The organism is Butyrivibrio sp. WCE2006 (assembly GCF_000701985.1).
Taxonomy (GTDB): Bacteria; Bacillota; Clostridia; order Lachnospirales; family Lachnospiraceae; genus Butyrivibrio.
In genome coordinates this window covers 1-6,690 of record NZ_JNKH01000072.1, presented here as the reverse complement: position 1 = coordinate 6,690, position 6,690 = coordinate 1, and the positions used below count along the sequence as shown (strand labels likewise).

The 6,690-nt window shown below is 41.6% G+C and carries 13 protein-coding genes; all 13 read left to right on the top strand.

The features are described 5' to 3' along the window. The coding region (locus T501_RS19050) for an MFS transporter (RefSeq protein WP_044917071.1) at nt 1-632 on the top strand (632 nt) is incomplete at its 5' end. Nucleotides 633-811: 179 nt separating this feature from the next. After that, nucleotides 812-1,726 carry a Fic family protein gene (locus T501_RS19045; protein ID WP_044917069.1) on the top strand — a complete coding sequence of 305 codons (915 nt, stop codon included), beginning with the start codon at nt 812-814 and terminating at the stop codon, nt 1,724-1,726. After that, the gene (locus T501_RS23055; protein ID WP_442856397.1) at nt 1,719-1,853 is read left to right on the top strand and encodes a hypothetical protein; all 135 of its coding nucleotides are present in this window, start codon (nt 1,719-1,721) and stop codon (nt 1,851-1,853) included. Before T501_RS19045 ends, T501_RS23055 begins: the two co-directional genes overlap by 8 nt. After that, the gene (locus tag T501_RS19040; protein WP_155831566.1) at nt 1,822-1,986 is read left to right on the top strand and encodes a hypothetical protein; all 165 of its coding nucleotides are present in this window, start codon (nt 1,822-1,824) and stop codon (nt 1,984-1,986) included. Before T501_RS23055 ends, T501_RS19040 begins: the two co-directional genes overlap by 32 nt. Before the next feature lie 8 nt (nt 1,987-1,994). Continuing rightward, on the top strand, nt 1,995-2,372 hold the full coding sequence (locus T501_RS19035; protein ID WP_044917065.1) for a zinc ribbon domain-containing protein: 378 nt from the start codon (nt 1,995-1,997) through the stop codon (nt 2,370-2,372). 36 nt (nt 2,373-2,408) lie between these two features. Beyond that, nucleotides 2,409-2,699 (top strand): YciI family protein, encoded by a 291-nt coding sequence (locus T501_RS19030; protein ID WP_044917063.1) that lies wholly within the window; start codon nt 2,409-2,411, stop codon nt 2,697-2,699. Nucleotides 2,700-2,715: 16 nt separating this feature from the next. Continuing rightward, on the top strand, nt 2,716-3,927 hold the full coding sequence (locus T501_RS21135) for a DUF429 domain-containing protein (RefSeq protein ID WP_197028004.1): 1,212 nt from the start codon (nt 2,716-2,718) through the stop codon (nt 3,925-3,927). Continuing rightward, nucleotides 3,924-4,148: a DUF6485 family protein gene (locus T501_RS19020; protein ID WP_044917061.1), complete on the top strand. Its 225-nt coding sequence runs from the start codon at nt 3,924-3,926 to the stop codon at nt 4,146-4,148. Before T501_RS21135 ends, T501_RS19020 begins: the two co-directional genes overlap by 4 nt. Nucleotides 4,149-4,182: 34 nt before the next feature. Next, nucleotides 4,183-4,308, top strand: a complete 126-nt coding sequence (locus tag T501_RS22440; RefSeq protein ID WP_255347461.1) for a hypothetical protein — start codon at nt 4,183-4,185, stop codon at nt 4,306-4,308. A 63-nt stretch (nt 4,309-4,371) separates the two neighbouring features. Then, on the top strand, nt 4,372-4,698 hold the full coding sequence (locus T501_RS19015) for a TIGR04076 family protein (protein WP_044917059.1): 327 nt from the start codon (nt 4,372-4,374) through the stop codon (nt 4,696-4,698). Continuing rightward, nucleotides 4,691-4,999 (top strand): hypothetical protein, encoded by a 309-nt coding sequence (locus T501_RS19010; protein ID WP_026512063.1) that lies wholly within the window; start codon nt 4,691-4,693, stop codon nt 4,997-4,999. The genes T501_RS19015 and T501_RS19010 overlap by 8 nt, the downstream gene beginning before the upstream one ends. A 20-nt stretch (nt 5,000-5,019) precedes the next feature. Beyond that, the gene (locus tag T501_RS19005; RefSeq protein ID WP_044917056.1) at nt 5,020-5,364 is read left to right on the top strand and encodes a phenylpyruvate tautomerase MIF-related protein; all 345 of its coding nucleotides are present in this window, start codon (nt 5,020-5,022) and stop codon (nt 5,362-5,364) included. Further along, nucleotides 5,348-6,259, top strand: a complete 912-nt coding sequence (locus tag T501_RS19000) for a fructosamine kinase family protein (RefSeq protein WP_044917054.1) — start codon at nt 5,348-5,350, stop codon at nt 6,257-6,259. Before T501_RS19005 ends, T501_RS19000 begins: the two co-directional genes overlap by 17 nt. Nucleotides 6,260-6,690 lie beyond the last annotated feature (431 nt).

The window sequence follows — 6,690 nt, the reverse complement described above, 5'->3', positions numbered from 1 at the left end:
CTCTTGTTTTGACAGCAAAGATAAGATACCCTGATCCGGAGATCTTTGAAAAGCAGGAAGATAAACCGGCAAGCTTTGAATTCAGGAAGTCATTTGTTCTGTTCATGGCGGCCATCTGCTTTTTTGCTTTTGGCTTTGCAGACTTCACCCTGATCACACTTCATTCGGCTAATACCGGAGCATTTAATGAATCCATGCTCAGCCTGCTATATGCTGGGGCAATGGCTGTGGATGCCTTTGCTGCACTATTCTTTGGCTGGCTTTATGATAAGGTCGGGCTGAAGGCTCTGATCATTTCCACACTATGCAGCACATTCTTCTCATGTTTTGTTTTTATGACTGGAAATGCCTGGTTGATCGGGGCTGGGATAATTCTGTGGGGGATTGGAATGGGTGCGCAGGAAAGTATTATGAAAGCAGCTGTCAGCGGAATCGTCCCGCGTTCCATGCGAAGCACCGGTTTCGGAATATTTGAGACAGGATTTGGTATTGCGTGGTTTCTGGGCAGTTGGCTTCTCGGTGCCCTGTATGATTTGAATCCTGTGTATCTTGTCACTGTGTCTGTGGTATCACAGTTTCTGGCGATTGCATTTTATGCTTTATGCCTCCGGTGCAATAAGACAGAGTGCTAACAATTCCAGTTTGTTGGAATGAGCATTATACCGGAATAGAATGTACTTATAGCCAATTCTGTAAAACTGCAGGACTGGCTATTTTCTTAGCTTTACTTTTTATACAAAAGTCTTTCATAATCTTTACTTTTCAGGGGTCAAAAGGTAAAATAAGTAAAGATTATGGAGGGAAGTACAATATGATCTCATATGAAGGTTTGGAAAATGCACTAAAGGAAAGAGGAATTGGTAAGACTGAGCTTTCAACTGAGCTTGGTCTGTCTACAAGGACTGTGGCTAAAATTGCAAAGGGTGAGAAGTTGTCGCCAAGAAGCATAAAAAAGATAGCAGCATATCTCGGAAAAGATCCTGACTTTTTAATGAAAAGTGTTTCAGATAATAAGATCTTGCAGTTGCTTCGTGAGGAAAAAGATATAAAGCTTCCTGGAGGGCTCTATCATGAGCTACAGGTAAGAATGACATATAATTCCAATCATATCGAAGGAAGTAAGCTTTCAGAAGATCAGACAAGGCATATCTTCGAAACTGATACAGTTGATATAGGCGATGGCGTTCCTGTTGATGATATTCTTGAAACAGTGCATCACTTCCGCGCAATTGATTATGTAATAGATATAGCAGAGGAAGAACTTTCAGAGGATATAATCAAAAGGCTTCACTACATAATAAAGCATGATACAAAGGATTCAACTTTGTCATGGTTTGCGGTTGGAGATTATAAAAAACGTGCAAATGTCGTAGGTGGCAGAGAGACTTCGAAACCATCTGAAGTGCATAAGCATATGGAGGCACTTCTTAAAGAGTATAATTTAAAAAAGATTGTAACAGTAGAAGATATAATAGCACTTCATGCTGAGTTTGAATATATTCATCCATTCCAGGACGGAAACGGAAGGGTAGGAAGGCTTGTAGCATTAAAGGAATGCCTCAGACACAATATTGTGCCATTCATCATTGAGGATTCCAAGAAGAATTATTACTACAGAGGGCTCAAGGAATGGAGAAATGAAAAAGGATGGCTCATAGATACTTGTCTTGATGGACAGGATACATTTGTAAAGCTTCTTGATTTACTAGAAATTGAGCATGATTGAGATAGTATATGGAACGGAAAATTTGAAGATAATAATGAAGACTATAGAACTGATGAAAAAATATGGTCGTGAAAATGTCAGGGGTGGAATATATTGTGCAGTGGATCAGGCAAGAGCTTGGCTTTAAAGAAGTTACGTTCACAACCAAGCCTGAAGTGATGAAGGTTGGATATGAGCTGTATAAGCGTATGGGTTTTGAAGAGGTTGGGGAAAAAGACGGAATTGTTAGCATGAGGATGAGTTTATTAAGAACGGAGTGACAAAGTAGATGTTTTTTATCATGGGAATCACAGATGGCAGGAAAGATTTTAATTTTAATCAGCTGATCACCTGTTCCATCTGCGGGAAATATGGACGATTCAATGTGTTCATGACATATACAGTACTGTCTCTTTTCTTTATACCGACTTTAAAGTGGAACAGACATTACTATGTGCAGACGAGCTGCTGCGGAACTGTTTATGAGCTTGATCCGGAGATTGGTAAGATGATCGCCAGGGGCGAGGAAGTAGAGATTTTGCCAAGCCATCTGACTCAGGTAAGCGGTGGAAGAGGATTTACTACTGGCTATAAGAGATGCAGGCAGTGCGGATATGAGACAACTGAGGATTTTGATTTTTGTCCGAAATGTGGAACGAGATTTTGACAGACGTAGATAAATGGGGAAAAGGAGGAGACAATCATGCAATTTCTTATAAGAGCATATGATGGCGAAGGAAAACTTGATAAGCGTATGGAGGTACGTCCTCGTCATCTGGAAGGAATGAAAAAGCTGAGCGAGCATATCATCAGTGCCGGTGGGCTGCTGGATGATAATGGAAAGATGAAAGGATCTGCCCTTATCATGGACTTCGAGAGCCGGAAGGAGCTTGATGATTATATTGCTAACGAACCTTATGTTGTTGAAGAGGTCTGGGAGAAGATTGAGATTGAACCAATAAATGTTGTTATTGCAAACAGTTTGGCTAAATAAAGGAATCGTAGAGATAATGAAAAGTTCCAACAGTAATTTTTTCTTAGGTGCAGATGGCTGTAATGGAGGATGGATCGTTGCTATCCTTGGTAGTGATCTCAGAATAGAAAGATTTTCTTCGATAGGAGAAATCCTGGATGCCTATCCGGATTACAGTGTATTTCTTATAGATATGGTCATTGGCCTTCGTGATTCCGCGAAGCAACTAAGGCCTGATGATATTGCAAGAAAAGAGTTAAAGCCCAGAGGGGCTACACTCTTTCCGGTACCTTCCAGAGAAGCAGTATATGAAGAAACTTACGAGGAGCAGAAGAAGGCAAATATCAAAACGCTTGGAAAGAGTTTGCCGAAACAAGCTTCAGCTATCATACCAAAGATTCGAGAAGTCGATGAGTTTATGTCAGCGCATCCCGAGTATAAGAACAGAATAGATGAGAGTCATCCGGAACTTGATTTTGCAAGATTGAATGGCTCTGTTTTACTTACTCGTAAAAAGGAGGCTGATGGTATTGAAGAAAGACTAAAGGTAATAAAGGGGTACATTCTGGGGATTGATATACCGAATCTTTATATAAAGGCAAAAGACTTAAGATGTAATGTTGATGATATAGCAGATGCCATCTGCCTTGCAGTGACAGCGAAGTTGAAATCAGAGGGCCTTTGTGAAACGATTCCGGAAAATCCTCAGATGGATAGTAATGGGCTGTATATGAAACTCACGGTGCCTAAGAGAGCTGTAAGCAATGAAATGGCAGAGATAAGCAGGCTGAAAAGTATAGTAGAGACGCTTCGAAGTGAAAACGGTTGCTCCTGGGATAAGGTGCAGACACATTCCAGCTTGAAAGCAGCGTGCATAGAGGAAGCAGCTGAAGTAGTTGGGGGAATCAACATTCTCGAAAAGACAGGGGATGCGGCAAACCTAAGGGAAGAACTTGGGGATCTGCTGTTGCAGGTAATGTTTCACTCCGTGATAGCGGAAGAAGAGGGCTTGTTTACTTTTGAAGATGTTGCAAAGACCATTTCGGATAAAATGGTCAGGAGACATCCACATGTTTTTGAAGGTGTGAAATATGCTTCCGAAGAAGAACTTCATGAAGCCTGGGCTGCGATAAAGAAGGAAGAGAAGAAAGGCAGAGAGTGGGAAGCAGATTACCTTGAGGGGGCTTTAAATGAGGCAACTGAACTCATTGAAAAAGCTAAGGAGCGTAAGGGGGTTAAGAGCAAATGAAGAATCCAAGAGAGTTTTGCACATGTACTGATACAAAATGTCCGAATCATCCTGTGAATCATGAGCAGGGTTGCAGTCTGTGCATTTTGAAAAACTTGAGCCGGAAGGAGATTCCTGCTTGCTTTTTCAAAAGTATAGATCATGAGAAGCCGACTAAGGACTGGTACTATGATGATTTTGCGGCTCTCGTTGAAGTAGCTAAGAAGGATGGAAAACTGTAATGGTAATTGAAGTGGAGGGCTTGGACTGAGGCTTATGTGGAAGATAAAGCAGATATTTGATGGGGATTATGGCTGTGAGGAATTACAGCCGGAACAGAAACCCAAGTTATCGGTTACTCTCATGGATGATGCGGGGAATAAGAAACTTGTGTCAGTTTAAGATGCATGGCTTACGGAGAATGGACTGGATGTTGGTTCAGAATGGCCATCAGGGGTATGAAATATGAAGAAGGTTAGAATCACGGTTAAGAAGATTGCCAGGTACGAGGACCTTATGGCAGAGTATGAGAATCCAATAGAACACGCCTGCTCCATGAAACTTGGACAGACTTTTGTCTGTAATGGATGGGAAAAACCGGAAGGTTTCTGTGAAAGCGCCTGGGAGACGGTTTCACCTTTTGTAATGACTTTGGCCCATGGTGGTGAGAATTTCTATGATGGCTGGATGAAGAATCCTAAGTCCGCGATGATTTCCTGCAATGACGGATTCAGACCGGTGAGTTTTTTGATTGAAACGATGCATGAGGATAGCGAATTAAAGTATGTATGATGTGATAAGCGAGATCAGAAAACTGGAAGAAAAGTACGGCGAAGACTTTAACTGGGGAACAGAGCTTAAAAACGAATTTTTTGAGAATGAGCTTAAGAAGGAGGCGGTTCTTGCTCCAAGCTCAAATGTTAAGGCAATAGCGAGAAGCTATTCTAATGATGATGTCCTTTTCGTGCTGGATGATAAGGTTTATCGCATATATCATCTTACATATTCTGGCGGAAAGCCTGGATATCAGGAATTCATGGATGGGAAAGCTGCTGTGGACTATATAGAAAATGATTTCAATGACTATAGATGAGTAGAGTAGGAGGAAATGATATGCCATTTATTTCAACAAAGACTAACGTAACAATAACAAAGGAAAAAGAGACACAGTTAAAGGAGCGTCTTGGAGAGGCTATATCGATAATCCCGGGAAAGAGTGAGAGCTGGCTTATGCTGGCAATCGAGGGTGGTATTCCCATGTATTTCAGAGGCGATGATTCTCAGCCTACTGCGTTTATTGAGGTTAAGATTTACGGGGATGCTTCCTCGGATACATATGGGAAGATGACAAAAGAGTTGACAGGAATCTACGGGGATATCCTGGGAGTAGCACCGGATCACATGTACATACGTTATTTCGGATCGGAAGACTGGGGCTGGAATGGAAGCAATTTCTGATACACCAAAATATGGCTCGTTAAAAGAAGCACTTATCGGAATATATGGCGAAGATGTCCGGGTCAAGGATCGCAGGGCTGTTCATGGCGGAGATGCAAACGAAGCATATAGCTTATATCTTTCAAATGGAGAAACTCTTTTCATAAAGGCGAACAGCGTAGAAAGGGCAGATTTCTTCAGGGCTGAAGCAGAGGGAATATCTGCCATAAGGTCTACCGGGGCCATAAGGGTGCCACGGATTTATGCAACGGGCGCAGATGAGGGCTATTCATTTCTCCTGATGGAATATATTGACAGTGTCAGAGCGGTAGAAAGCTTCTGGGAAAAACTTGGAACAGACCTTGCTAGGATGCATAAGGCAGACACAGCAGCTTTTTCAAAATCCGGAAAATATGGCTTTAACAGGGACAATTACATCGGAGCGGGCTATCAGAAAAATGCCGTTAAGGACAGCTTCATAGAGTTCTTTGCGGAGTGCCGGCTAAGACCGCAGTTTGAATTGGCTGAAAAGTATTTTGATGATGACATGGTCAGGAAGATTAACAGACTTCTTGATACGCTGGACAGATATTTGATCGAACCGGACATGCCTTCTCTTTTGCATGGTGATCTCTGGTCAGGTAATTTCATGGCGGATGAGAAAGGCATGCCGATGCTGATAGATCCTGCTGTATACGTTGGATGTAATGAAGCAGATATTGCAATGACAGAGCTTTTTGGTGGCTTTGACAAGAGATTCTATGACTCGTATTTTGGTTTTATTGGTATGGTTCCGGGATATGACGACAGGCGTGATCTCTATAACCTGTACCATTTGTTGAATCATCTGAATCTTTTTGGAAGCAGCTACCTTTATGCTGTAGTCAGGACAATTGAAAGATATTCTTTTTTTTAATGAGATAGATGGAAGAACTGGGAATAAAGAATGGATGACAGACTGGGAAGGAAAATGGAGGTTCACTGAATCGTGAATCTCTATTTAGTACCATAAAAGTGTAGTTGTTAGAGAGTAATTAACTCTGACATCTGCACTTATTTTTTTATAATAAGGGGAGTAATTGGTCTGACGTGGCTCTATTTGGATCAGCGCATCCGTCATAAAAACCGTTAGCCAACCCCATATTATAAGCATTCGCTTAAGCAGGTAGGGAGAAACACCCGCGTAACCAACTAAACTGAATGGTAATAAGTGTGGCTGGAGCAATTACTATTTACAGTTGGAGGAGGTTCAGAATGATTAGTGTTGGAATTGATGTATCAAAAGGAAAAAGCACTGTCTGCATACTTAAGCCATATGGGGAAATTGTATGCAACCCTTTTGAAATG